We start from the raw sequence: 22,641 nt of genomic DNA on the forward strand, positions 1-22,641 counted from the left end.
GCGTGCGCGGGGTGGACGAAGTAGCGGGTCGGCAACTGGGGGCGATCCGGGAGGTCGTCGATGTCGCCGGCGCGTGCGGGATCGACGTGTGGCTGCGTGGCGGCTGGGCGATGGACTTCCACCTCGGCGAGGTGACCCGTCCGCACGTCGACGTCGACTGGTACTGCTGGCGGCGCGACGCCGCAACGCTGGCCGACCGGCTCGGCGCGCTCGGCTGGCGCCCCGACCCCCGGATGCCCGCCGCGACGCAGCTCGACCTGTCGCGCGACGACGTCGAGCTGAGCTTCGCGTACCTCGATCGGGACGCGGACGGCCGGGTGGTCGTCGGCGCCGGACCGTGGGCGGGCACCGCCCTGCCGGAGGGCATGCTGGCCGGGCCTCCCGGCCGGATCGGCACGCTCGCGGCGCCGGTGATCAGCGTCGCCGCGCAGATCGAGTTCAAGGAGATGTTCCCGGTCTGGATGCCGGAACGTCCGCGCCGGCCCAAGGACGCCGGCGACCTGGCCCGTCTCCGGGCGTCAGCGGGTGGTCACCCGGCGCGCTGACCGGGCCTGGCCGCCGCGATCGCGAGGCACAATCGAGTTCATGCGCCGTCGTCCCGTCGCCCTGCTCACCGCCGCCGTGCTCGGCGCCGCCCTCGCCGGATGCTCGGAGCAGCCCACCGCCCCGGCCGGGCGGCCCGCTCCCGACACCCCACCGACCAGTGCCACGCCGGCGCCGCGCGTACCCGCCGGCAAGGCTCCCACGGAGAGCTTCGCTGTCGGCGTACGCCAGGTGAAGCTGAACCGCGACGGCGACCGGCCGTTGCCGGTGACGCTCTGGTACCCGGCGGCCGGCGCGGCCGGTGGCGCGGCCGAGCGTTCCGCCCCGGCGGCGGACGGGCGGTTCCCGGTGGTGCTGTTCAGCCACGGGCTCAGTGCCCGGCCGGAGGACTACCAGGCGCTGCTGACCCGCTGGGCGGCGGCCGGGTTCGTGGTCGCCGCGCCGCGTTTCCCGCACACCTCCCGGGGCACCGACGGCAACCCGCTGGACGTGCTCAACCAGCCGGCCGACGTGTCGTACGTGCTGACCCGAGTGCTCGCGCTCGGTGAGAAGGCGGGCGATCCGCTGCGCGGCCGGCTGGACCCGGAGCGGGTGGCCGCGACCGGGCACAGCGCCGGTGGCGTGACCACTATCGGGCTGTTCACCGCGGGCCGGGACGAGCGGCTGGACGCGGGCATCGTCTTCGCCGGCACCGCGCTCGGTGTGGGTACCGCGTTCGCCGGCGCCGCCGCGCCGCAGTTGTTCGTGCACGGCGAGGCCGACGAGGTGGTGTCGTACGCGGCGGGCAAGGCCGTGTACGACGCGGTGCCGTGGCCGAAGGCGATGCTCAGCCTGCCCAAGGGCGACCACGGCCGGGCGCTGCTCGGCGACGGCAAGGCGCTGGGCGTGGTCGCCGACACCACAGTCGAGTTCCTCCGCTGGACGCTCTACGGCGATCCGGCGGCGAAGAAGCGCCTCCCCGCCGACGCCGCCCGGGGTGGCCTGGCCACCCTGGACGACCGCCTCTGAGACGTCAGGCGGTGTGGTCGACGACCACCTTGCCGAAGACGTCGCCGGAGTGCAGCCGGTCGAACGCCTCGGAGATCCGGCTGAACGGCACCACCCGGTCGACCACCGGGCGCACCTCGTGCTCGGCGCAGAACGCGAGCAGCTCGGTCAGCTCGTCCGGGGTGCCCATCGAGGTGCCGAGGATCTCCAGCTGCATGGCGAAGACCCGGCGCAGGTTGATCTTCGGCTCGTGCCCGGAGGTGGCGCCCGAGACCACGATCCGGGCCGTCGGGGCGGCCGACTTCAGCGAGTGGTCGAAGGTCGCCGCGCCGACCGTCTCGATCACCACGTCGACCCGTTCCGGCAGCCGCGCGCCGGGTTCCAGCGCGGTCGCGCCCAGCTCGGCGATCCGCTCCCGCTTGCCGGCGTCGCGGCTGGTCGCGTACACCCGCTTGCCGAGCGCGACGCCGAGTGCGACGGCCGCGGTGGCCACGCCACCGCCGGCGCCCTGGACCAGAACCGACTCGCCGTCGGCGACCCGGCCCTTGGTGGTCAGCATCCGCCACGCGGTGAGCCAGGCCGTGGGCAGGCACGCCGCGTCGGTCGCCGACAGGCCGTCGGGCAGCGGCAGCAGGTTCATCCGGGGTACGGCGACACGCTCGGCGAACGTGCCCTGGTAGTGCTCGGAGAGGATGGAGACCCCGCGCGGGTCCCCGGGGGTGGGCACGACCGGGTAGATGACCACCTCGTTGCCGTCCGGGTCGGTGCCGACCGCGTCGCAGCCGAGGATCATCGGGAGCTGGCCGGCGGTCAGGCCCACGCCGCGCAGCGACCAGAGGTCGTGGTGGTTGAGCGAGCTGGCCCGGACCTGCACGGTGACCCAGTCGTCCTGCGGGTGGGTCGGCTCGGGACGGTCGCCGACGGCGAGCGCGGCGAGCGGGTTGTCGGCGTCGAAGGCCGAGGCATAGGCAGCACGCATGATCGGCACGGTAACAAGCTGAGCAGGAGTTAAGAAGGGGCCCTTCCTCTACCGGAGGCGTCAGGAAGGGCCCCTTCCTTACATCTCAGCGGCGGGCGACGCCATCGCGGCGGGCGGCTTCGGCGACCGCCGCGGCCACCGCCGGCGCGACGCGCGGGTCCAGCGGCGACGGCACGATCGCGTCGGCGGTGAGCGACTCGGCGACCACACCGGCGATGGCGTCGGCGGCGGCCACCTTCATCGAGTCGGTGATCCGGGTGGCCCCGGCGTCCAGCGCGCCCCGGAACACACCGGGGAACGCGAGCACGTTGTTGATCTGGTTCGGGTAGTCGCTGCGCCCGGTGGCGACCACCGCCACGTGCCGGGCGGCCACCTCGGGGTGCACCTCCGGGGTGGGGTTGGCGAGCGCGAACACGATGCCGCCGGGGGCCATGCCGGCCACCGCCGCCTCCGGGATCTGGCCGCCGGAGACGCCCACGAGCACGTCCGCGTCGCGCAGCGCCTCGGTGATGTCGCCCTGCCGGCCCTCGGCGTTGGTGAGCTCGGCCAACTCGGCCTTGGTGCCGGTCAGCTCGCGGTGCCGGCCGATGATGCCGCGCGAGTCGCACACCACCACCCGGTCCGGGTCGACGCCGCCGGCGATCAGCATCTTGGTGACCGCCACCCCGGCCGCACCCGCGCCGCTGACCGCCACCCGCAGGTCACCGAGCTTGCGGTTGAGCAGCGCCGCGGCGTTGCGCAGCGCGGCGAGCACCACGATCGCGGTGCCGTGCTGGTCGTCGTGGAAGACCGGGATGTCCAGCGCCTCGTCGAGCCGGCGCTCCACCTCGAAGCAGCGCGGGGCGCTGATGTCCTCCAGGTTGATCCCGCCGAACGAGGGCGCGAGCGCCTTGACCGTCGCCACGATCTCGTCCACGTCCTGGGTGTCCAGGCAGACCGGCACCGCGTCCACGCCGGCGAACTGCTTGAACAGCACCGCCTTGCCCTCCATCACGGGCAGCGCGGCGCGCGGGCCGATGTTGCCCAGACCGAGTACGGCGGAACCGTCGGTGACCACGGCGACGGTGTGCGACACCCAGGTGTAGGTGTCGGCGAGCGCGGGGTCGGCGGCGATCGCCTCACACACCCGGGCAACCCCCGGGGTGTACGCGAGGGAGAGGTCCTCGCGGCTGGTCAGCGGCACGGTGGAGGCGACTGCCATCTTGCCGCCGACGTGCAGGCGGAAGACGGGATCGGCGGGGTCCGGGGTGGACGAAGACATGGTGACTCCAGAATCTGTCGAGCAGACGGACCGGCCGGCGTGGTCAGCGGTGGTCAGCGACCGGCGGCGCGGCGGTGCGGGGGTCACCCGGGCACTTTTCGAGCATAGTCACGCTTCGGCACCCAGTATGTGAGCGGGGTCATATCCGCTCCGGTCGTTACCGACCCCTGACCCGGCCCGGACGCGGCCACCAGCGGGCCACCACCCGGCCGCGGACGTCGGCCACCCCGTACGCCCGGGAGTCGTCGGCGACGAACTCGTTGTCGCCGCGCAACCACCATCCGCCGTCGCGCGGTTCCACCGCCCGCTTGACGACGAGCAGGTCGGGACGGCTGCGGAACACCGCGACGACGACGTCACCGGCGCGCACCGGCCGGCCTTTCGTGCGGACCAGCACGGCGTCGCCGTGACGCAGCGTCGGGGCCATGGACGGGCCGGTCACCAGCACCGGCACCAGCGGGCCGCGCAGGGCCGGAGATTCACCGGTGGGCGCCATGTCACCTCCCAGCCCCGGAAGGCGTCTCCAGGAGTAATGTCGTCTTGGATCATCGCAAACAACCCATGGAGGACCCTGATGCGCCTTCCCCGCATCCTCACGCCCCGGGTGACGGCCAGCGCTCACTGCGACCTGCCCTGCGGCGTATACGACCCGGCCCAGGCCCGGATCGAGGCCGAGTCGGTCAAAATGATCTGCGAGAAGTACCAGGCCAACACCGACCCGGAGTTCCGCACCCGCGCCATCCTGATCAAGGAGCAGCGGGCCGAGCTGGTCAAGCACCACCTGTGGGTGCTCTGGACCGACTACTTCAAGCCGCAGCACTTCGAGAAGTACCCGCACCTGCACCAGCTGTTCAACGAGGCCACCAAGCTGGCCGGCGCGGCCGGCGCCAAGGGCGGCACCGACCCGGCCAAGGCCGACGAGCTGCTGGCGAAGATCGACGAGATCTCGAAGATCTTCTGGGAGACCAAGCAGGCGTGACGTCGCCCGACGGCACTCCGACGATCCGGCCGGTACGTCCCGAGGACGTACCGGCCGTCGTCGCCATGGTGCACGAACTCGCCGAGTACGAGCGCGCGCCCGAGCAGTGCCACCTCACCACGGCACAGCTCGACGCGGCGCTGTTCGGCCCGTCCCCGGCGCTGTACGGCCACGTCGCCGTCGACGCGTCGGACCAGCCGGTCGGCTTCGCGCTCTGGTTCCTCAACTTCTCCACCTGGGCCGGCGTGCACGGCATCTACCTGGAGGACCTCTACGTCCGCCCGGACGCCCGGGGCACCGGCGCGGGCCGGATGCTGCTCGCCACGCTGGCCGCGATCTGCGTCGAGCGCGGCTACCAGCGCCTGGAGTGGTGGATGATCCACTGGAACCCGGCGGCCCGCTTCTACGCCGCGATCGGTGCCACGCCGATGGACGAGTGGACGCCGTACCGCCTGGCCGGGCCCGCGTTGCACGAGCTAGCCACGCACGCGACGGCCGTGCCCACGCGGCCCGCCCGCTGACCGGGTAGAGTCCCGCACCGGGGGGAGGAGCCGTGACTCAACTGACCGGGCACCCGACGACGGACGACGATGTCGTCCACCTCACCGTGCCCGCCGACGGTGGTTACCTCGGCGTGCTCCGCACCGCCACGGCCGGCCTCGCGGCCCGGCTCCAGTTCGCCCTCGACGAGATCGAGGATCTGCGCATCGCCGTCGACGAGGCGTGCGCCATGCTGCTCGCCATCGCCACCCGCGACGCCGAGCTGGAGTGCCGGTTCGCGGTGACCGACGACGCCCTCACCGTCGAGGTGACGGTGCCGACGGTCCGGGGCGCCACGCTGCCGTCCGAGTCGTCGTTCGCCTGGAAGGTGCTGACCGCGCTGACCACCGGGGCGAACGCCCACGCGTCCGGCGGCCGGGCCACCATCTCGCTGCTGACCCGCCGCGCCGGCGTCTACTGACCGACGCGCGGCCACGGGGCCGGCGGCGTCCAGGCCGGGCGGCTTCCAGACGCTCAGCCGGCCGGCTCGCCGAAACCCAGTGCGCGGTTGGTCGGCCCGCTCACCAGCAACCCGACCATGCCGATCCCGAGCGCCATCAGCGGCACCCCGAGCCAGCCCATGCCGCCCTCGATCATGAACCAGCCCACCGGCAGCAGCATGAGCTGAAGCACGATGGCCGGCGCGCGGGCACCGGCACGGCGGCGGGACAGCGCGCCGCCGAGCGCCCAGAGCGCCACCGCGCCCCCGACCGCGAAGACGGTCACCAGCAGCGCCGAGGTCAGATCCGTCGTGTCGGCGGTGAGGTCGGACCAGATGAGCCACACCGCGATCAGCCCCAGCGCCACCGCCTGGGCACGTAGCAGGAGCACCGCGGCGCGCAGCGTGCCGGGGAGCGGGTCGGAGTCGATCGTCACGGGCGCCACGATACCGGTGGGTAGTCGCGGTACAGTGCCGCCCATGCGGGCCGTCCTGGTGGTCAATCCGAAGGCCACCACCACCAGCGAGCGCAGCCGGGACGTGCTGGTCCGGGCGTTGCGCAGTGAAGTCGACCTGTCGGTGCGGTACACCCGCCGGCGGGGCCACGCCATGGACCTGGCCCGGGAGGCCGCCCAGGAGGGCGTCGACCTGGTCGTCACGCTCGGCGGCGACGGCACCGTCAACGAGGTGGTGAACGGCCTGATGGCGGCGGAGCCGCCGACGTTCCGTACCGGACAGACCTCGGCCGAGCGGCTGCCCGCGCTGGCCACCGTGCCGGGCGGTTCGACGAACGTGTTCGCCCGCGCGCTCGGGCTGCCCCGGGAGTGGCCGGACGGCACCAGCATGATCCTGGAGGGGCTGCGGCTGGGCCGGTCCCGCACGATCGGGCTGGGCCGGGCCGACGACCGCTACTTCACGTTCTGCGCCGGCTTCGGGCTGGACGCGGCGGTCATCCGCCGGGTGGAGCAGGCCCGCAAGAAGGGACGCGTCTCCACTCCGGCGCTCTACTTCCGCTCCACCGCGGGTCAGTACTTCGTCGGCTCGGACCGCCGTCACCCGTCGATCACGCTGGAGCGCCCGGGTGAGGCGCCCGCGACGGAACTGGCCACCGCGATCATCCAGAACACCGCGCCGTGGACGTACCTGGGCGACCGGGAGATCAACCCGAACCCGGAGGCGTCGTTCGACCTGGGGCTCGACGTGCTCGCGTTGCGGCGGCTGCGGGTCGCCAGCACGGCCCGTACGGCGGTGCAGTTCTTCTCGAAGCGACCGGATCCGCACGGCAAACAGGTGCTGCGGCTGCACGACGTGGCGGAGTTCACGCTGGTCTCGGAGCGCCCGTTGCCGTTCCAGCTGGACGGGGACTACCTCGGCGAGCGGGAGAAAGTCCGATTCACATCCGTACCGGCCGCACTGAGAGTAATCTGCTAGGTCTCGGGTATCCCAGTCGGTTGACGCGGACCCCCGCCGCGCGGGCGCGGTGGCCGCCACGCCGAGGAAGGGTGCCGGAAATGTCAGCAACGTCACGCAGACCGTACTACATTGATTATCGACTGTGGCACGCCGGGTAACCAGGGCTCTGGCAAACCCGGACAAATGGGTGGTGAGCCCGCTCACTGTTCGGAGTTTTTCCGAGCGTCACCCTTGACATCGCTGTAGTTCGTGAAAGTATTCACAAGCGAACTCGTGTTGCCGGGACATTGCCTGGATATGCTCGTTCGGTTGAGCTGTTCCAGCAGGTCCGGGCACCCCACAGCCTGCTCACGCTGCGCCGAATTGATGGATGCTGACCGTCACCATTCGGCAATGCGGACGCATATAGAAATAGCAACAACGAAGCGTTATCTGGCCACCCACTAAGAATGAGGAGTGTTGCCGCCATGGACTGGCGCCACGATTCGGTCTGCCGCGACGAGGACCCGGAGCTGTTCTTCCCGATCGGGACGTCCGGCCCGGCCCTCCTTCAGGTGGAGCAGGCGAAGGCCGTCTGCCGGCGCTGCCCCGTGACCGACCAGTGCCTGCAGTGGGCGCTGGAGTCCGGTCAGGACGCCGGCGTCTGGGGTGGGATGAGCGAAGAGGAGCGTCGCGCGGTGAAGCGCCGCGGCGGCCTCCGGGCGCTGCGCGCTCACTCCGCCTGACCCGTACACGCTGATCGCCCCGGCCGGGATTCCGGCCGGGGCGTTCTGCTGTCCCGGACCGGGTCAGCCCGCCACCGCCGCCACCCGCCGCCGGACCAGGTCGGCCAGCTCCGGCAGGTCGGTCAGGGGATCCGCCACGGCGACCGCGCCCGCCGACCGGGCCGACGCGCGTACCCCGTCGTGGAACCGGCCCGGCGCCAGGAAGTAGGCGGCCACCGCGACCCGGTGGGCGCCCGCCGCGCGCAGCCGCGTCACCGCACCGCCGACCTCCGGGGGCGCCGCCGAGGCGTACGAGACGCGGCAGGGCACTCCCAGCCCGGCGCCGAACGCCGCGGCGACCCGGCCCACCGAGGCCCGCGCCGCCGGATCCCGGGTACCGGCCGCCGCCAGCACCACCGCGTCCAGCCCGCCCGGCCCGTCGCCGGTCGCCTCCGCCAGGCGGCGGCGCAGCCCGTCCAGCAGCCCGCCGTCCACCCCGCCGCCGGTCGGCCCCAGCACGTCGGTCACCCGTACCTCGATGTCCGCGCCGGCCGCCGCGACCGCCGCCGGGATGTCCACCTTCCGGTGGTACGCGGCGGTCAGCAGCAGCGGCACCAGGACCGCCCGGGAGTGACCGGCGTCGGCCAGCCCGCGCAGCACCTCGACCGGCCCGGGATCGGTGTGGTCGAGCCAGCTCGGCAGCACCGGACGACCGGGGCGGGTGTCCGCCACGGCCCGGGCCAGCGCCCGGGTCGCCTCCGCCGCGCGCGGGTCACGGCTGCCGTGGGCCACCAGCACCACCGGCGGCCCGGCGCTCAGGTGTGCAGGCCGCACTCGGTCTTCTCGAACATCGCCCAGCGCCCGGCGCGCGGGTCCTCCCCCGCCTTCGTCCGCCGGGTGCACGGCCAGCAGCCGATCGAGCCGTAGCCACGGGCGAACAGCTCGTTGACCGGGATGTCGTACCGGGCCACGTAGGCGTCCACCTCCCGCTGCGTCCACGCCGCGATCGGGTTCACCTTGACCTTGCCGCGCCGCGCGTCGAAGCCCACCACCGGCGTGTTCGCCCGGGTCGGCGACTCGTCCCGGCGCAGCCCGGCGGCCCAGGCGTCGTACCCGGACAGCGCCCGCTCCAGCGGCTCCACCTTGCGCAGCTGGCAGCAGTCGTCAGGGGACCTGTTGAACAGGCGCGGACCGTACTGGCCGTCCTGCTGCCCCACAGTCATCCGCGGCCGGATCGAGCGCACCCGCACCGGCATCCGCCGGGCCACCTCGTCGCGGACCCGCAGCGTCTCCGGGAAGTGCAGCCCGGTGTCCAGGAACACCACGTCGACGCCGGGCGCGACACGGGAGACCAGGTGCGCCACCACGCCGTCGGCCATCGAGCTGGTCACGCAGAACCGCTCGCCGAACGTCTCCACCGCCCACCGGGCGATCTCGATCGCCGGTGCGTCGGCCAGCTCCCGGCCGGCCTCCTCGGCCAGCGCGCGCAGCTCCTCCGGGTCGCGGCGGGCCGGCTCGGCCGCGCCGATGAGGCCGAGGCCGGCGGCCGAGATGAGGCCGCTCACCGGGTCACCGCCCGGCTCAGCAGGCCGGTGAACTTCACCGCGAAGACCCGCGCGCAGGCGTGGCACTCCCAGGCGCCGTGCCCGGCCTCGTGCGGTCGCAGGTCCTCCTCCCCGCAGTACGGGCAGTAGAGAGGCGCAGATCTGGCGTCGCTCATCGGAGCTCCTCCTCGTCGGCTCTGATCACCCAGTTGGCGAACGTCTCACCCTCGGTCCGGCCGGCCAGGTAGCGGCGGGCGAGCCGTTCCACGTACTCCGGAAGCTCCTCGGCGGTGGTCTTCAGACCGCGCAGCTTGCGGCCGAAGCCGGCGGTCTGCCCCTGCGCCATGCCGAGGCCGCCGCCGAGGTGCACCTGGAACCCCTCGACCTGCCGGCCGTCCGGGCCGACCACGAGCTGGCCCTTGAGCCCGATGTCGGCGACCTGGGTGCGGGCGCAGGCGTTCGGGCAGCCGTTGAGGTGGATGGAGATGTCCGCGTCGAAGTCGCGCAGCCGCTCCTCCAGGCGCGCGACCAGCTCCTCGCCGCGCCGCTTGGTCTCCACGATCGCGAGCTTGCAGAACTCGATGCCGGTGCAGGCCATCGTGCCGCGCCGCCACGCCGACGGCCGGGCCTCCAGGCCGATCCCGCGCAGCGCCGTGACCAGCTCCTCGGTCCGCTCCGGCGCCACGTCCAGCACGAGCAGCTTCTGGTACGGGGTGAGCCGCACCCGGTCGCTGCCGTGCGCCTCGACCACGTCGGCGAGCTGCGCCAGCTGGGTGCCGGACACCCGGCCCACCACCGGGGCCGCGCCCACGTAGTTCGCGCCGTCGCGCTGGGCGTGCACGCCGATGTGGTCGACCGGCTTCGCCGGCAGGTCGGCGGCCGGACCGTCGAGCAGCGTGCGGCCAAGGTATTCCTTCTCCAGCACCTCCCGGAAGCGCTCCACGCCCCAGTCGGCGACCAGGAACTTCAGCCGGGCCCGGTTGCGCAGGCGGCGGTAGCCGTAGTCGCGGAAGATGCCGACCACACCGGCCCACACGTCCGGTACCTCGTTCAGCGGCACCCAGACGCCGAGCCGCTTGGCGAGCATCGGGTTGGTGGAGAGCCCGCCGCCGACCCACACGTCGAACCCGGGCCCGTGCTCCGGGTGCTCCACGCCGAGGAACGCGATGTCGTTCGCCTCGTACGGCGTGTCGACCAGCCAGGAGATCGAGGTCTTGAACTTGCGGGGCAGGTTGGAGTACGCCTTGTCGCCGACGTACCGGCGGACGATCTCGTCGATCGCCGGCGTCGGGTCGAGCACCTCGTCGCGGGCCACCCCGGCGACCGGGCTGCCCAGCACGATCCGGGGGCAGTCGCCGCACGCCTCCGTGGTCTGCAGGCCGACCGCCTCCAGCCGGCGCCAGATCTCCGGCATGTCCTCGACCCGGATCCAGTGGTACTGGATGTTCTGCCGGTCGGTGATGTCGGCGGTGTCCCGGGCGAACTCGCGGGAGATGTCCGCGATCACGCGGAGCTGGGCCAGGTTGAGCTGGCCGCCGTCCACCCGGACCCGAAGCATGAAGAACTCGTCCTCCAGCTCGTGCGGCTCCAGCACTGCGGTACGCCCGCCGTCGATGCCGGCCTTGCGCTGGGTGTAGAGGCCCCACCAGCGGAAACGGCCGCGCAGGTCCTGCGCGTCGATCGAGGCGAAACCGCGGTGGGCGTAGATGTTCTCGATCCGGTCCCGCACGTTGAGCGGGTCGTCGTCCTTCTTGATCCGCTCGTTGGGGTTGAGCGGCTCACGGTGTCCGAGCGCCCACTGCCCCTCGCCGCGTGGCCGGCGGAGCGCACGGGCGGCAGGCGCCGGGGTGTCGGGACGGGTCGGGGTGCTGCTGACCGCCATCGCGGCGTCCTCCATGGTCTGCTGCGGTGCCTGGAGCGCGGACGCGGCGGCCGGCCCTGGAGAGGGCCGTGGACGGCGATGTCGATGACGGCCGGCGCGAGTACGCGCCCGAGACGGAAAGGTCGGGCGTCGTCAGTGGGCCGGACAGATCGCGCTGCGCACGCGGCCGTAATCGACGTGGCGACGAGCCACGAAGCGGCGGACGACAGCGGCGGTCATGTGCCTCATGCTGCCACACCACGCCCCGCACGACCACAGCTCCGCACTGTGATCCCACATCACGGGCCCACCCCGCCCGCACCCCCTCCGCTGATCATGAAGTTGACGGGGACAAAGGGGACGGTGGATGCCGTCAACCTCATGATCAACAGGGCCCGGGCGGGGCCGGGCGGGGCCGGGTGGGTGGGTTTCGGTGGAGCGGGCGGGTGGGCGGGAGTGGGCGTGTGACGCTGCGGGGGTGAGGAGGTTCGTGCCCGCGTCTGCCCGCGGCCGGTCGGGTCCGGTGGTGTGGGTGGTACCCGGACTGCTCACGCTCGTGGTGACGCTGGCGGGCATCGGGCACGCCCAGCCGTGGCGGGACGAGCTGGCCACCTGGAGCGCGGCCACCCGCCCGCTCTCCGACCTGGCCCGGATGACCCGCACGATCGACGCCGCCACCGGGCCGTACTACCTGCTCATGCACGGCTGGACCGCGCTGGCCGGCACGTCGCCGACCGCGCTGCGGCTGCCCTCCGCGCTCGCGATGACCGTGGCGGCCGCGCTCACCGCCCGCCTCGGCGCGGTGCTCGTCGGCCGTCGCGCCGGGCTGCTGGCCGGACTGCTGTTCGCGGTCCTGCCGGTCACCTCGCGGTACGGCCAGGAGGCCCGCCCGTACGCCCTGGCGACGCTGCTCGCCGTGCTGGCCACGCTGCTGCTGGTCGAGGCGTTGCGCCGGCCGGGACGGTGGCGCTGGGCGGGGTACGCCGCAGCGGTCGCCGCGCTCGGCCTGCTCCACCTGCTCGCGCTCACGCTGCTCGCCGCGCACGCCGTGGTGGTGCTGCTGACCGCCGCACGTGGCCCCGCGGCGGTCGTCGATCCGCCCGGCCAGTTCCGAGCCGAGATGCCCGACGCGAGCCGGCCACGCCGCAGACACCCACGACGTTCCACCCAGCCAGGAGATCGAGCGCCGGTGGAACGCCACGGGTGTCACGGCGCCCCGCAGACACCCGTGGCGTTCCACCCGGCCACGAGATCGAGCGCCGGTGGAACGCCACGGGTGTCACCGCATCCCGGGAGCAGGGAGCACGGCACGGACGCGCCGGAAGCGGAACCGCAGGACGTGACCGGCGAGGCTCGGGAGACGTCGGCGCCCGGCCGACGGGTGCTGGCCGGGTGGCTGCTGGCGCTGGTGCCGGTCGTCGTGCTCGTCACCCCGCTGGCGCTGGTCGCCCGGGGGCAGCGCGGACGGCAACTCGACTGGGTGGACCAGGCGCGCCTGCCCGACCTGGCGGCGTTGCCGGGCGCGCTGGCGCAGAGCGGCGTCGTCGGCGGGTTCGTGCTCGCGCTCGCGGCGCTCGGCGCGGCCCGGCTGGGTCGCCGGGCGCTGCTGCCGGCCGCCGCCGTGCTGCTGCCCGTGGTGCTGGTCTTCGCCGCCGGGACGATGGTGCCGCTGTGGGTGACCCGCTACCTCGTCTTCACCGTGCCGTTCGCCTGCGTACTGGCCGGCGCCGCGCCGGCTGCCGCGCGGGTCACTCCCGCACCGACCAGAACGCCGGGCACAGCAACGCCCGCCGAACCAGAGCGCACGGCGACACCCGCCACGGCCGACCGCACTGCCGCGCCCACGGAAGCAGAGCAAGGACCGACGTCGCCGCGCGGACGGCTCGCGGCGGGAATCGCGGTGGTGGTCCTGGCCGGGCTGCTCGGCCTGCCCGACCAGGCGGCCCTGCGCCGTACCCACGAGTGGCCGCGCAGCGCACCAGTGGACTACGCGGGCGCCGCTCGGATCATCGGCGCCGAGCAGCGGCCCGGCGACGCGATCGTCTACTCGCCCCGGGACGGGTGGCTGTTCCCGGATCTCGGCATGGCGTACCACCTGGGGCCGAGGCTGCCGCGCGACGTGCTCGTGGTCCGCGACCAGCGTCAGGACGCGAGCCTCTGGGCCGTGGAGTGCGACGACCCGGCACGGTGCCTGGCCGGGGTGGACCGGGTGTGGCTGGTGGTCACCGGCCGCCGCGCCGACCCGCTGGCGGCGGTGCCTGGTGCGAAGGGCGACGCGCTGCGCGCGGGCTACACGGTGCGGCGGGTGTGGCCACGGCCGGGGATCACGGTGGCCCTGCTCGTCCGGTGAGGCGGTCGGTGGTGCCGCGGGCCAGCGGTACGACGATCGCCGCCTCGGTGCCGCCGTCGGCGCAATTACGCAGGTCGATGGTGCCGCGCAGCTCGCCGGTGACCAGCGCCCGGACGATCTGGAGGCCCAGGTTGCCGCCGCGCTCGGCGTCGAACTGCTCGGGCAGCCCTCGGCCGTTGTCGGTGACAGTGACGTGCAGCTGCTTGCGAGCCCGGTGCGCGGAGACCACCACCTCGGGCCGGGGCGCGGAGACCACGGCCTCGGGCCGGGGCACGTCCGCAGGCAAGGGGGCAGCGGCCTCCTCGTCGGCCGGCGGGAAGCCGTGTTCCACGGCGTTGAGCAGCAGCTCGTTGAGCACCATCACCAGCGAGGTGGCGATCTCGGCGGGCAGGATGCCGAAGGTGCCGCGGCGGCGCATGCCCACGCTCACCTCGGTGGCGGCGACCTCGGTGGCGGCGCTGGCGACCCGGTCCACGATGCCGTCGAACTCGACCGCCTCGTCGCTGGACAGGGAGAGCGTCTCGTGGACGAGCGCGATCGAGGCGACCCGGCGTACCGATTCCTCGAGCGCCACCCGCGCCTCGGGCATGGCGACCCGCCGGGCCTGGAGGCGCAGCAGCGCGGCGACGGTCTGGAGGTTGTTCTTCACCCGGTGGTGGATCTCCCGGATGGTGGCGTCCTTGGTGATCAGGGCGCGGTCGCGGCGGCGTACCTCGGTGATGTCGCGGACCAGCACCAGCGCGCCGATCGGCACTCCGGCGGGCATCAGCGGCAGCGCCCGGGTGAGCATGGTGGCGCCGCGGGCGTCGATCTCCCGGCGGGGTGGTGCCTCGCCGCGCAGCGCGGCGAGTACGGCGTTGCCCGCGTCGGTGCCTTCGAGGGGGTCGCCGGCGAGCCGGCGGTGCAGCTTGGCCAGGTCCTCGCCGACGAGGTGGGAGGCGTAGCCGAGGCGGCGGTACGCGGACTGCGCGTTCGGGCTGGCGTAGGTGACCTTGCCGTTGGCGTCGAGCCGCACCAGGCCGTCGCCGACCCGGGGTGCCGAGGTGGTCTCGCCGGGGTGCCGGGGCGGCGGGAACGTGCCGTCGGCGATCATCTGGGCGAGGTCGTCGGCGGTGGTCAGGTAGTTCAGTTCGAGCTGGCTCGGGGTACGCGCGGTGGACAGGTTGGTGTCCCGGCCCACCACGGCGATCACCTCGCCGGCTTCACCGTCGCCGGTGCGCAGCCGGACCGGGATCGCCTCGTGGCGGGCCGGGACGTCGCCGTACCAGACCGGGTCGCCCTCGCGCCAGATCCGTCCCTGCCGGTGGGCCACCTCCAGGTGGGCCACCTCGGCCCCGCCGACGATGCGCCCGACCTGGTCGTCCAGGTAGGCGGTCGGGGCGGTGGTGGGACGGACCTGGGCCACGCAGAGGAACGTGCCGTCACCGTCCACCGGTACCCAGAGCAGCAGGTCGGCGAAGGACAGGTCGGACAGCAGCTGCCAGTCGCCGGCGATCCGGTGCAGGTGGTCGATGTCGGCCGGGCGGAGCGCGGTGTGCTCCTCGGCGAGGTCACGGAGGGTGGACACGCCCCACAGCGTGCCACGCCGGACCTCACATCGTCGCCGTGACCTTCTTCAAGCCGCGCGGCGCGTCCGGGTCCTCGCCCCGGGCCAGCGCCAGGGACAGCGCGAGCCGTTGCAGCGGCAGGATGTCGAGCAGCGGCGCGTACCGCTCGTCGACCTCGGGCACCGCCATCCGGGTCTCGCCGACCTCGGCGGAGCCGACCACGACCACGTCGGCGCGGCGTTCGCCGAGGCGGGGCAGCACCTCGCGCATGGACGTACCGCCGGGGCCGGAGCCGACCACGGCGAGCACCGGGACGTCCGGGTCGGTCATGGCGAGCGGGCCGTGCAGCAGGTCGGCGCCGGAGAAGGCGAGCGCCGGGAGGTACGAGGTCTCCATCAGCTTCAGCGCCGCCTCCCGCGCGGTCGGGTACGCGTACCCGCGACCGGTGGTGACGAGCTGGGCGGCGAACCGGTAGCGCGGGGCCAGCCGGGCCGGGGTGTCGTCGGCGAGCGTCTGCGCGGCCAGCTCGGGCAGGCGGCTCAGTGCGGCGTGCTCCTCGGCGGGCAGCACGCCGTCGCCGGCGCGTACGCCCTCGATCAGCATGAGCAGCGCGAGCAGCTCGGCGGTGTAGGTCTTGGTGGCGGCGACCGCGCGCTCGTGGCCGGCGGCGATGTCGACGCTCAGCTCGGCGGTCTCCACCAGCGGCGAGCCGGGGTTGTTGGTGACCGCGAGGGTGAGCGCGCCGGAGGCGCGGGCGACCCGCAGCACCTCGGCCAGGTCGGGCGAGCCGCCGCTCTGGCTGACACCGACGACGAGCGCGTCGGAGAGGTCGGGCCGGGCGCCGAAGACGGTGATCGCGCTCGGGGAGGCCAGCCCGGCGGGCAGCCCGAGGCGGATCTCGGTCAGGTAGGCCGCGTAGAGCGCGGCGTGGTCGGAGGTGCCCCGGGCGGTGAAGACGACGTGCCGGGGGCGCCGTTCGGCGACGACGGCCGCCACCTCGGCGATGGCCGCCGCGTGCTCGGTGGAGAGCAGACGCTCGTAACCGGCCGGCTGCTCGTCGATGTCGGCGGCCATTCCGGCCCCTGCTCGCGTCACTCCAGAACCTCCTTCTGCGCGTTTCCCGCGCGTTCGATGCTCAGTCTTGCACGTTTGAGCAGATCCAATCAACGCAACGAGCAGAAGTGCGCAGTGGATCACTAATTGACGGAAGATCCCCTAGGCTTGCCCGGCTGACGACCGACCCGACCGGCGAGAGGACGACGTGCCCGAGGACGACGCCGCGCTCTCCGCGGAGGAGGAACTCGCACTGGCCCGGCTGGCGCTGGGCGAGGGGGACCTGCGGCACGCCGCCGACCACGTGGCCGCCGCGCTGGTCCGCTCCCCCACGCTGCCCGAGGCGCACGAGACGCTCGCCCGGCTGAACGCGGCCAGCGGCGGCGACCTGGACCTCTTCCCGCTCGGTCAGCAGGCGTTCGTCGGCGCCGTGGTGGCCCGCGCGCACCTCCTCGCCGCCGCCGGCCGCCCCGCCGAAGGGCTCGACCTGCTCGCCGCCGCCACCGGCTACGCGCCCGCCGCGCCCTGGGCCGCCGTGCCCTGGGTGACCGCCGCCGACCTGCCGGAACGCCTCGACCCCGAGCGCACCGCGCGGATCCTCATGCAGGTCTGCGCGGCGGCGCCGGACCCCGCGCCGCGCCGGCTGCGCGAGCCGCTCGCGCCGTACCTCACGCTGGCCCGCCACGCGATCACCGTCCATCCGGCCCATCCGCTGCTGCTGGGCGCGGCGTCCGCGCTGGCCCGGCGCCTCGGCGAGGTCACCCTCGCCGTCACCTGGGCCACCCGGGGGGTACGCGCACAGCCCACCAAACTCGGCGAGGTGTGGCTCGGGTACGCGTACCGCAGCGCCGGCCGGACCGCCGAGGCGCTCGCCGCACTGGAACGCGCTGTCGCGCTCGACCCCGACGACCTCGCTGTCTACGCGGACATCGCCGGCACGCTGGCCGACAACGGCCGGCTCGACGCCGCGCTGGGCTGGATCGACAGGGCGCTGGCGAAGGATCCCGCGTTCGACTGCGCGGTGCACACCGCGCACCGGCTGCGCTACCTGCGCGACGGCGACGTGGACCACCTGGTGGCGCTCGCCGACTTCGTCCGCGACCACCCGGACGACACGCACGAGCACGGTGACCTCGCCGAGTGCTGCCGGGGCCGCCCCTGGCTCGGGCAGGTGACCCCGGCGGGTGACGACGCCCCGCCCCCCGACGGTCCCGCTCCCTCGGCGGCGGCGGTACGGCGGCTCCAGCAGCTCGCGCACCCGGCGTGGGCGCATCCGCCGGCCGCGTACGACGCCGCGGTCGGGCTGGCCACACTGGACCTCGCCGACCTGCTCGCCCTGCTGACACACCCGCCGGAGGCGCCGGCCACGGCGCTGGGCCGGGTGCTCGGCGGGCAGGATCCGGCACTGTGGACGCGCTGCGCGCAGGTCTGGGCCTGCCTCGGCCTGCTGCACCACCGCACCGACGAGCCGTGGGAGCGCTCGACCCGGCGTCGGGTGCTGGGGGAACTGGCCGCCGGTGATCTCGGCCCGGCCGCCGAGGCGGCACTGTTCGCCCTGGTCACCGCCGCCTGGGTGCACCCGGACACGCGCGCCGATGTGGCCGCGCTGGTGTCCGGGCGGATCGCCGAGGTGGCGGCCGGACCGATCCGGCGTACCCCGGTGGCGGTGTCGCTGGCGTACCTGGCGCAGGCCACCCCGGCCCTCGACCCGGCGGCACGCGCCACCGCCGGGCGGCTGATCGCCGGCGCCGAGGGCGGTCCGCTGCGGCGTCTCTGGCGACGCCTCACCGCCCTGTTGCGCCGCGGCTGAGCGCAGGCGGTCCGTCCCGATCCGGCCCGCCCCTCACCAGCTCGCCGAAGTGGCGCGATCAACTCGCCCTCGACCCCGCCACTTCCCCGAGCTGGCGAGCGGCGGGGCCGCGACGGTGCGTCAGGCGACGGGGGCCCTGCCGAGCGCGGCCTCGGCCTCGTCCTCCGGTGTGGCACCGGCCGGCGGTACGTCGTTCGTCGCGCGCAGCGGCACCTCCTTGATGAACCAGGCGAGCACCGGTACGGCCACCGTGAAGACGACGGCCCAGAAGAAGACGTGCGAGATGGCGTCGGACAGGCCGCCGAGCACCGCCTCGCGCATCGGGCCGGTGAGCTTCTTGAGCGCCTCCAGGTCCATCGCGCCGCCTTCGCCGCCCGAGCCCGCGAACGCGGAACCGGCGGCCGAGTCGGCCAGGCGGTTGGCGAAGATCGCGCCGAAGAGGGATACGCCGAACGAGCCGCCGATGGACCGGAAGAAGGTGGCCGCGCCGCTGGCCGCGCCGAGGTCCTTCTGTTCCACGCTGTTCTGCGCGATCAGCATCGAGGTCTGCATGAGGAAGCCCATGCCGACGCCGAGCACGATCATGTAGAGCGAGGACTGCGCCTTGCTGGTGTCCACGTCCAGCAGGCTGAGCAGGCCCATCCCGGCGACCATCACCACGCCGCCGACGATCGGGAAGACGCGGTAGCGGCCGGTCTTGGTGATGGTCCGGCCGACCACGAGCGACACCACGAGCATGCCGAACATCAGCGGGAGCAGCAGCAGGCCGCTGTTCGTGGCCGACGCCCCCTGCACGGTCTGCTGGTAGAGCGGCAGGAAGTTCATCGCGCCGAACATGGCGAAGCCGAGCAGGAACCCGATCACCGAGATCAGCGCGAAGTTGCGGTTGGCGAACAGGCTCAGCGGCAGGATCGGTTCCGGCACGCGCCGCTCCACCACCGCGAACGCGCCGAGCGCGAGCGCCGCCAGCACGGCGAGGCCGAGGATCTGCGGCGAGATCCAGTCGTACTCGTTGCCGCCCCACGTGGTCACCAGCACGATCGCGGTGATGCCGACGGACAGCAGCGCCGCGCCCAGCCAGTCGATCTTGTGCTCGGTGCGGTACTTCGGCAGGTGCATGGTGGTGGCGAGGACCAGCAGCGCCGCGCCGCCCAGCGGCAGGTTGACGTAGAACGCCCAGCGCCAGGAGAGGTTGTCGGTGATGAAACCGCCGACGAGCGGGCCGGCGACCATGGCGATGGCCATGATGCCGGCGATCATGCCCTGGTAGCGGCCCCGCTCGCGGGGCGGGACCAGGTCACCGATGATCGCCATGACGCCGACCATCAGGCCGCCCGCGCCGAGGCCCTGGACGGCCCGGAACGCGATCAGCTCGGTCATGCCGGTGTCGGCGCCGCCGAAGACGCCGGAGCCGGCCATGCCGCAGAGCGCGGAGCCGACCAGGAACACCACCACAGCGGTGAGGAAGACCGTCTTGCGGCCGTACAGGTCGCCGAGCTTGCCCCAGATCGGCGTGGAGACGGTAGTGCCCAGCACGTACGCGGTGACCACCCAGGTGAAGTGGTCGGCGCCGCCGAACTCGAAGACGATCCGCGGCAGCGCGGTGCTGACGATCATGTTGTCGAGCATCGCGAGCATCATCGCGATCATCAGACCGAACAGGACGACCCGGACATTGGGTCTCGTGGTCACCTGGGCTGGTTGACTCATCGGTAGGCTCCCCCGCAGATCGGATGATCGACTTACTTGCCGCCCGGCTAGTTTGCTTACTAGCCGGACGGTAAGCTGGTGGCGGGCGCACGTCAAGCGGATTGGAAGGATGTCGGCCGGTGAGGGAGACCACAGGTGGCACGCGGGAGCGGATCCAGGCCGTCGCCTTGGAACTCTTCACCGAACAGGGCTACGAGAAGACGTCGCTGCGGGAGATCGCCGAGCGGCTCGGCGTGACCAAGGCGGCGCTCTACTACCACTTCAAGAGCAAGGACGAGATCGTCACCAGCCTGGTCGACGACCGGCTGCGCCGGATGGACGAGCTGATCGCCTGGGCCGCCGACCAGCCGCCCACGCTGGCGACCCGGCGCGCCCTGATCGGCAGGTACGCCGACAGCATGTTCGCCGGCGACCTGCCCCAGGTGATGCGCTTCTTCGAGCAGAACCAGACGGTGCTCAAGAGCCTGGTCGCCGGCCAGCAGATGCGGGACCGGATGATGCGGCTGGCGCACGAGCTGTGCCGGGGCGACGACTCACCCGCCGCCCAGCTCCGGGCCGCGCTCACGCTGTTCGCCGTGCACAGCAGTTGGTTCGCGGTACGCGTGCCGGGCATCACCGACGACGAGCGCAAGCGGATCGCGCTCCAGGTGGCCGACGAGCTGCTCGCCAAGATCGGCGAGACCGGTCAGGGCTGAGCCGGTTCAGCCCGCCGCGGTCAGGTCCAGTCGCAGGCCGCGCAGGTCGATGCCGGGCAGCGGCGTCCAGTCCTTCTCCGGGTACCTGACGAAACCGAGCCGCTCGTAGAGGCGGTGTGCGTTCACCGCCATCCCGGCGCGGACGCAGATCACCACGGCGGTGCAGCCCAGCTCCGTGGCGCGCGCCACGCACGCGGCCGCGAGCGCGGCGCCCGCACCCCGGCCCTGCGCGGCCGGATCCACCGCGAGCATCCGGAACTCGGCCTCGCCCGGGCCGGCCAGTTCGGCGTACGGGGTGCCGGGCAGCACGAACGTCACCGCGCCGAGCACCTGGCCAGTGGCGTCGTCGACGGCCACCAGCACCTCGCCGGTCTCGGCGCGGCCGGCCACGTCGGCGAGCACCGGCGCGTACCCGCTCTCGTCCTTGAGCTGGCCGTCCGCCTCGTACGCGGCGACGGTCAGCCGGGCCACGACGGGGAAGTCCGCCGGCTCGGCGCGGCGCACCCGCAGGCCGGTCAACCGATCTCCGCGATCAGGTCGCCGTCCTGCACCACGTCACCCTCGTTGACGGCGAGCTTCTGCACCACGCCGTCGGACTCGGCGACCACCGGGATCTCCATCTTCATCGACTCCAGGATGACGAGGGTGTCGCCCTCGGACACCGTGTCGCCGGCCGCCACGACGACCTTCCAGACGTTCGCCACCATCTCGGCGCGGATCTCCTCGGCCATCTCGCGGCCCTCCCTCTCCCCGACAGCTCCCCGACAATCCTGCGAACGGTATCCAATCATGACGCCGGTCACGCCGGGCCGCGCACCACCGGGCCGCGATCCGCCCCGCCGCGCCCCGGCGGGCGGTGACGGCACTAGCATCGTGCGGGTCGGCCACCGGCGAGCCCGGTGTGCCGCACCGCGACCTTCCGCCGCGCCCCGCCGCGGACGGAACCGTGACCAGCACAAGGAGGCAGAGCATGGCGAAGAAGGCCCGTAAGAAGAAGGCCCGCAAGAAGAGCAGCGCCAACCACGGCAAGCGCCCCAACTCCTGATCATCCGATCAGGCGGCGCAGTCGCCGGACAGCGAGACGGCCCGGGTCCGTGATCGGACCCGGGCCGTTTCGCGTCGTTCGTCAGTCGGCCAGTTCGCGGGACTCGGTGGTCTCGAAGACCACCAGCTCGGTCAGCCGCAGGCGCAGCCGCTCCCGCAGCTTCTCCGGGGCCGCCTCGTTGCCGCAGCACCGGGCGACGAGCGCCTTGACCTCCTGCTCGATGCCGTACTCGCGCAGGCACGGCCCGCACTCGTCCAGGTGGTGCCGGATCAGCACCCGGCGCTCCTCGGCGCACTCCAGGTCGAGGTAGAGGTAGACCTCGGCGAGGACCTCGTGGCAGTCCGTCTCGTGCGGTTGTCCACAGCTCACGGTCACACCTCCCGGCCGGCGGCGGCGGTCGAACCCTTCTTCGACGAGGCGGCGCTGAAACCCCGCTCCGCCGCGTACTGCTCCAGCAGCTTCCGCAGATTACGTCGGCCACGGTGCAGACGGGACATCACGGTGCCGATCGGCGTGCCCATGATGTCGGCGACCTCCTTGTAGGAGAAGCCCTCGACGTCGGTCAGGTAGACGGCCAGGCGGAACTCCTCCGGCAACTGCTGGAGGGCCTCCTTGACGTCGCTGTCCGGCAGCCGGTCGAGCGCCTCCGTCTCGGCCGAGCGCAGGCCGCTGGACGTGTGCGACTCGGCCTCGGCGAGCTGCCAGTCGGTGATCTCCTCGGTCGGCGCCTGGATGGGCTGGCGCTGCCGCTTGCGGTAGGTGTTGATGTAGGTGTTGGTCAGGATCCGGTAGAGCCAGGCCTTCAGGTTCGTGCCCTGCTCGAACTGGTGGAAGGCGGCGTACGCCTTCAGGTACGTCTCCTGAACCAGATCCTCCGCGTCCGCCGGGTTGCGGGTCATCCGCAGCCCGGCAGCGTAGAGCTGATCGACGAAGGGCATCGCGTCCCGCTCGAAGCGGGCCCTGCGCTCGTCCGTCTTCTCGGTGGTCAACCGCACATCCCCTCGCGTCGGATGCTTTCCCGCCGAGGATACGCGTACCCACTTACCGGCAGATTCACTTCCGGAGTGTGTGCCGGTGCTCACGACCGACGCCGCCGCGGGCCACTCCGGCGCGTCGAGCAGCCGCCGCAGCTGGCGCTCGTCCCGTTCGTCCCGTTCCCGGCTCCGTGTCTCGATCGGCAC

Annotated in this window: 26 protein-coding genes; 11 read left to right on the plus strand and 15 right to left on the minus strand. The window is 73.2% G+C overall.

The genetic code is table 11. The annotated features are described in order from the left end of the window. The first annotated feature begins 11 nt into the window (after positions 1-11). Entirely contained in the window at positions 12-545 is a 534-nt protein-coding gene (locus CLT75_RS19335) for a nucleotidyltransferase domain-containing protein (RefSeq protein WP_486485220.1), read from the plus strand. A gap of 40 nt (positions 546-585) precedes the next feature. Then, the gene (locus CLT75_RS19340) at positions 586-1,551 is read left to right on the plus strand and encodes an alpha/beta hydrolase (protein ID WP_135241880.1); all 966 of its coding nucleotides are present in this window, start codon (positions 586-588) and stop codon (positions 1,549-1,551) included. 4 nt (positions 1,552-1,555) lie between these two features. Here the strand turns inward: CLT75_RS19340 and CLT75_RS19345 are convergent, their stop codons facing one another. The 3 genes from CLT75_RS19345 to CLT75_RS19355 all read right to left on the minus strand — a co-directional run bounded on the left by CLT75_RS19345 (position 1,556) and on the right by CLT75_RS19355 (position 4,266). Further along, on the minus strand, positions 1,556-2,518 hold the full coding sequence (locus CLT75_RS19345) for a zinc-binding dehydrogenase (protein ID WP_209310352.1): 963 nt from the start codon (positions 2,516-2,518) through the stop codon (positions 1,556-1,558). 76 nt (positions 2,519-2,594) lie between these two features. Further along, positions 2,595-3,770, minus strand: coding sequence for an NAD(P)-dependent malic enzyme (locus CLT75_RS19350; protein ID WP_135241882.1), 1,176 nt, complete (start codon positions 3,768-3,770; stop codon positions 2,595-2,597). Between the two features lie 157 nt (positions 3,771-3,927). Next, on the minus strand, positions 3,928-4,266 hold the full coding sequence (locus CLT75_RS19355) for a S26 family signal peptidase (RefSeq protein WP_135241883.1): 339 nt from the start codon (positions 4,264-4,266) through the stop codon (positions 3,928-3,930). Between the two features lie 78 nt (positions 4,267-4,344). Here CLT75_RS19355 and sodN point away from each other — a divergent pair, with 78 nt between their 5' ends. From sodN to CLT75_RS19370, 3 genes are read left to right on the plus strand one after another with little or no spacing between them, the layout of a single operon-like run. Then, positions 4,345-4,749 (plus strand): superoxide dismutase, Ni, encoded by a 405-nt coding sequence (gene sodN / locus CLT75_RS19360; RefSeq protein ID WP_135241884.1) that lies wholly within the window; start codon positions 4,345-4,347, stop codon positions 4,747-4,749. Further along, positions 4,746-5,270, plus strand: a complete 525-nt coding sequence (locus CLT75_RS19365) for a GNAT family N-acetyltransferase (RefSeq protein ID WP_135241885.1) — start codon at positions 4,746-4,748, stop codon at positions 5,268-5,270. The genes sodN and CLT75_RS19365 overlap by 4 nt, the downstream gene beginning before the upstream one ends. Positions 5,271-5,302: 32 nt before the next feature. Continuing rightward, positions 5,303-5,710, plus strand: a complete 408-nt coding sequence (locus tag CLT75_RS19370; RefSeq protein ID WP_013475278.1) for an ATP-binding protein — start codon at positions 5,303-5,305, stop codon at positions 5,708-5,710. 53 nt (positions 5,711-5,763) lie between these two features. Here the strand turns inward: CLT75_RS19370 and CLT75_RS19375 are convergent, their stop codons facing one another. After that, positions 5,764-6,165, minus strand: coding sequence for a hypothetical protein (locus tag CLT75_RS19375; protein ID WP_041784529.1), 402 nt, complete (start codon positions 6,163-6,165; stop codon positions 5,764-5,766). 43 nt (positions 6,166-6,208) lie between these two features. On the opposite strand from CLT75_RS19375, the gene CLT75_RS19380 reads away from it, so the two are divergent. Continuing rightward, complete coding sequence (locus tag CLT75_RS19380) at positions 6,209-7,159, plus strand: diacylglycerol/lipid kinase family protein (protein ID WP_135241886.1); 951 nt, start codon at positions 6,209-6,211, stop codon at positions 7,157-7,159. A 449-nt stretch (positions 7,160-7,608) separates the two neighbouring features. Beyond that, positions 7,609-7,866 carry a WhiB family transcriptional regulator gene (locus tag CLT75_RS19385; protein WP_135241887.1) on the plus strand — a complete coding sequence of 86 codons (258 nt, stop codon included), beginning with the start codon at positions 7,609-7,611 and terminating at the stop codon, positions 7,864-7,866. A 63-nt stretch (positions 7,867-7,929) separates the two neighbouring features. On the opposite strand, the gene CLT75_RS19390 is transcribed toward CLT75_RS19385, so the two are convergent. From CLT75_RS19390 to CLT75_RS19400, 4 genes are read right to left on the minus strand one after another with little or no spacing between them, the layout of a single operon-like run. Beyond that, a complete protein-coding gene (locus CLT75_RS19390; protein WP_209310353.1) occupies positions 7,930-8,679 on the minus strand; it encodes a CbiX/SirB N-terminal domain-containing protein in 750 nt (249 codons plus the stop codon). Continuing rightward, entirely contained in the window at positions 8,661-9,410 is a 750-nt protein-coding gene (locus CLT75_RS19395) for a phosphoadenylyl-sulfate reductase (protein WP_135241888.1), read from the minus strand. Before CLT75_RS19395 ends, CLT75_RS19390 begins: the two co-directional genes overlap by 19 nt. Then, a complete protein-coding gene (locus tag CLT75_RS32695) occupies positions 9,407-9,565 on the minus strand; it encodes a hypothetical protein (protein ID WP_013288361.1) in 159 nt (52 codons plus the stop codon). The genes CLT75_RS19395 and CLT75_RS32695 overlap by 4 nt, the downstream gene beginning before the upstream one ends. After that, on the minus strand, positions 9,562-11,271 hold the full coding sequence (locus CLT75_RS19400) for a nitrite/sulfite reductase (RefSeq protein ID WP_135241889.1): 1,710 nt from the start codon (positions 11,269-11,271) through the stop codon (positions 9,562-9,564). Before CLT75_RS19400 ends, CLT75_RS32695 begins: the two co-directional genes overlap by 4 nt. 469 nt (positions 11,272-11,740) lie before the next feature. Between CLT75_RS19400 and CLT75_RS19405 the strand changes: the two genes are divergently transcribed. Beyond that, positions 11,741-13,600: a glycosyltransferase family 39 protein gene (locus CLT75_RS19405; protein ID WP_135241890.1), complete on the plus strand. Its 1,860-nt coding sequence runs from the start codon at positions 11,741-11,743 to the stop codon at positions 13,598-13,600. Here the strand turns inward: CLT75_RS19405 and CLT75_RS19410 are convergent. Both CLT75_RS19410 and CLT75_RS19415 read right to left on the minus strand, forming a co-directional pair. Further along, positions 13,575-15,167 (minus strand): PAS domain-containing sensor histidine kinase, encoded by a 1,593-nt coding sequence (locus CLT75_RS19410; RefSeq protein WP_135241891.1) that lies wholly within the window; start codon positions 15,165-15,167, stop codon positions 13,575-13,577. The two genes, CLT75_RS19405 and CLT75_RS19410, sit on opposite strands and share 26 nt — an antisense overlap. A gap of 25 nt (positions 15,168-15,192) precedes the next feature. Continuing rightward, on the minus strand, positions 15,193-16,221 hold the full coding sequence (locus tag CLT75_RS19415) for an SIS domain-containing protein (RefSeq protein WP_030275110.1): 1,029 nt from the start codon (positions 16,219-16,221) through the stop codon (positions 15,193-15,195). A gap of 187 nt (positions 16,222-16,408) precedes the next feature. Here CLT75_RS19415 and CLT75_RS19420 point away from each other — a divergent pair, with 187 nt between their 5' ends. Further along, the gene (locus CLT75_RS19420; RefSeq protein WP_135241892.1) at positions 16,409-18,010 is read left to right on the plus strand and encodes a tetratricopeptide repeat protein; all 1,602 of its coding nucleotides are present in this window, start codon (positions 16,409-16,411) and stop codon (positions 18,008-18,010) included. Between the two features lie 120 nt (positions 18,011-18,130). Here CLT75_RS19420 and CLT75_RS19425 read toward each other — a convergent pair whose 3' ends face one another. Beyond that, positions 18,131-19,720, minus strand: coding sequence for an MDR family MFS transporter (locus CLT75_RS19425; RefSeq protein ID WP_135241893.1), 1,590 nt, complete (start codon positions 19,718-19,720; stop codon positions 18,131-18,133). A 119-nt stretch (positions 19,721-19,839) separates the two neighbouring features. On the opposite strand from CLT75_RS19425, the gene CLT75_RS19430 reads away from it, so the two are divergent. After that, positions 19,840-20,415 (plus strand): TetR/AcrR family transcriptional regulator, encoded by a 576-nt coding sequence (locus CLT75_RS19430; RefSeq protein WP_013288368.1) that lies wholly within the window; start codon positions 19,840-19,842, stop codon positions 20,413-20,415. A 6-nt stretch (positions 20,416-20,421) separates the two neighbouring features. On the opposite strand, the gene CLT75_RS19435 is transcribed toward CLT75_RS19430, so the two are convergent. Then, positions 20,422-20,934 (minus strand): GNAT family N-acetyltransferase, encoded by a 513-nt coding sequence (locus tag CLT75_RS19435; protein ID WP_135241894.1) that lies wholly within the window; start codon positions 20,932-20,934, stop codon positions 20,422-20,424. Further along, complete coding sequence (locus tag CLT75_RS19440) at positions 20,931-21,146, minus strand: biotin/lipoyl-binding carrier protein (protein WP_135241895.1); 216 nt, start codon at positions 21,144-21,146, stop codon at positions 20,931-20,933. The genes CLT75_RS19435 and CLT75_RS19440 overlap by 4 nt, the downstream gene beginning before the upstream one ends. Positions 21,147-21,385: 239 nt before the next feature. On the opposite strand from CLT75_RS19440, the gene CLT75_RS33360 reads away from it, so the two are divergent. Next, positions 21,386-21,460, plus strand: coding sequence for a 50S ribosomal protein bL37 (locus tag CLT75_RS33360; protein ID WP_369752275.1), 75 nt, complete (start codon positions 21,386-21,388; stop codon positions 21,458-21,460). Between the two features lie 81 nt (positions 21,461-21,541). Here the strand turns inward: CLT75_RS33360 and rsrA are convergent, their stop codons facing one another. Beyond that, the gene (gene rsrA / locus CLT75_RS19445) at positions 21,542-21,829 is read right to left on the minus strand and encodes a mycothiol system anti-sigma-R factor (RefSeq protein WP_135241896.1); all 288 of its coding nucleotides are present in this window, start codon (positions 21,827-21,829) and stop codon (positions 21,542-21,544) included. 2 nt (positions 21,830-21,831) lie between these two features. After that, positions 21,832-22,641 carry a sigma-70 family RNA polymerase sigma factor gene (locus CLT75_RS19450; RefSeq protein ID WP_120573278.1) on the minus strand — a complete coding sequence of 270 codons (810 nt, stop codon included), beginning with the start codon at positions 22,639-22,641 and terminating at the stop codon, positions 21,832-21,834.

Source organism: Micromonospora sp. CNZ285, assembly GCF_004637285.1.

What these genes read in the sequence shown, in the direction of transcription:
- CLT75_RS19340 (WP_135241880.1), top strand. Translation starts at nt 586, where the DNA reads ATGCGCCGTCGTCCCGTCGCCCTGCTCACCGCCGCCGTGCTCGGCGCC.
- CLT75_RS19385 (WP_135241887.1), top strand. Translation starts at nt 7,609, where the DNA reads ATGGACTGGCGCCACGATTCGGTCTGCCGCGACGAGGACCCGGAGCTG.
- CLT75_RS19380 (WP_135241886.1), top strand. Translation starts at nt 6,209, where the DNA reads ATGCGGGCCGTCCTGGTGGTCAATCCGAAGGCCACCACCACCAGCGAG.
- CLT75_RS19400 (WP_135241889.1), bottom strand. Translation starts at nt 11,271, where the DNA reads ATGGCGGTCAGCAGCACCCCGACCCGTCCCGACACCCCGGCGCCTGCC.
- CLT75_RS19355 (WP_135241883.1), bottom strand. Translation starts at nt 4,266, where the DNA reads ATGGCGCCCACCGGTGAATCTCCGGCCCTGCGCGGCCCGCTGGTGCCG.
- CLT75_RS32695 (WP_013288361.1), bottom strand. Translation starts at nt 9,565, where the DNA reads ATGAGCGACGCCAGATCTGCGCCTCTCTACTGCCCGTACTGCGGGGAG.
- CLT75_RS19425 (WP_135241893.1), bottom strand. Translation starts at nt 19,720, where the DNA reads ATGAGTCAACCAGCCCAGGTGACCACGAGACCCAATGTCCGGGTCGTC.
- sodN (WP_135241884.1), top strand. Translation starts at nt 4,345, where the DNA reads ATGCGCCTTCCCCGCATCCTCACGCCCCGGGTGACGGCCAGCGCTCAC.
- CLT75_RS19350 (WP_135241882.1), bottom strand. Translation starts at nt 3,770, where the DNA reads ATGTCTTCGTCCACCCCGGACCCCGCCGATCCCGTCTTCCGCCTGCAC.
- CLT75_RS19440 (WP_135241895.1), bottom strand. Translation starts at nt 21,146, where the DNA reads ATGGCCGAGGAGATCCGCGCCGAGATGGTGGCGAACGTCTGGAAGGTC.
- CLT75_RS19415 (WP_030275110.1), bottom strand. Translation starts at nt 16,221, where the DNA reads ATGGCCGCCGACATCGACGAGCAGCCGGCCGGTTACGAGCGTCTGCTC.